Genomic DNA, 981 nt, shown 5'->3' with positions numbered 1-981 from the left:
GAGTACCCGCCGCCGCCCCCCGCCCGCCCCTCGATCGTCCCGACCGTGCTCGGCGCGATCGGCGTCGCACTGCTCGGGATCCTGCTGCTGCTCGTGCTGGCGTACGTGGTCCTGGGCCTCGGAGTCGGCGCCGCCGCCGTCTGCGCGGTCGTCGCCCTGGTGCCGCTGCTGGTCGTGCTCTCGGGGGTGCGCTGGATCGACCGCTGGGAGCCGGAGGCGCCGCTGGGCCTCTGGTTCGCGTTCCTCTGGGGCGCCGCCGGCTCGGTCGCGATCTCGCTGCTGGTCGATCTGGGTGTTCAGGTGGCGGTCTACGCCTCGGGTCAGCAGCCCAGCGGATCCGACTTCGTCGGCGCCGTGATCCAGGCTCCGCTCGTCGAGGAGAGCGCGAAGGGCGCGGGCGTGCTGCTGATCCTGTTGATCTGGCGCCGCACCTTCGACGGGCCGGTGGACGGGATCGTGTACGCCGCGGTCGTCGCGTCGGGGTTCGCGTTCGTCGAGAACATCCTCTACTTCGGCAGCGCGCTCGTGGAGGGCGGGCTCGGCTCGCTCGCCGTCACGTTCTTCCTCCGCGGAGTGCTCTCGCCCTTCGCGCACGTGCTCTTCACCTCGTGCACCGGGGCGGCGCTGGGCTTCGCGGTCGGCCGCCGCGCCGCGGGCGTGCCGATCGCCCTGCTCGGCCTCGCCGCGGCCGTGTTCCTGCACGCCCTGTGGAACGGGTCCTCGTTCCTCGTGTCCGATTGGTTCGGCTTCTACGGTGTCGTGCAGGTGCCGCTCTTCGTGGTCGCGGTCGTGGTGGTCGTGCTGCTGCGGCGGCAGGAGCGCCGGGTCACCCTCGAGCGGCTCGGCGACTACGCCTCGGCCGGCTGGCTCTCGCCCGCCGAGGTGCGCATGGTCGGCACGGCGGAGGGGCGCCGGACGGCGATGCGCTGGGCGCGGACCGCGGGCGGCGACCGTCCGCGCGCGATGAACGCCTTCCTCCGC

Annotated in this window: 1 protein-coding gene; it reads left to right on the top strand. The window is 73.6% G+C overall.

Annotated elements, in window-relative coordinates; all coding sequences use genetic code 11:
- Positions 1-45: 45 nt before the first annotated feature.
- Positions 46-981: PrsW family intramembrane metalloprotease (locus tag NB037_RS19335; protein WP_251948695.1), on the top strand; the 936-nt coding region annotated here is incomplete at its 3' end.

Origin of the sequence: Rathayibacter rubneri (assembly GCF_023743255.1) — a bacterium.
Lineage (GTDB): Bacteria > Actinomycetota > Actinomycetes > Actinomycetales > Microbacteriaceae > Rathayibacter > Rathayibacter rubneri.
Note: the sequence above shows the minus strand (reverse complement) of the source record. Positions and strands in the feature narration are given on the sequence as shown.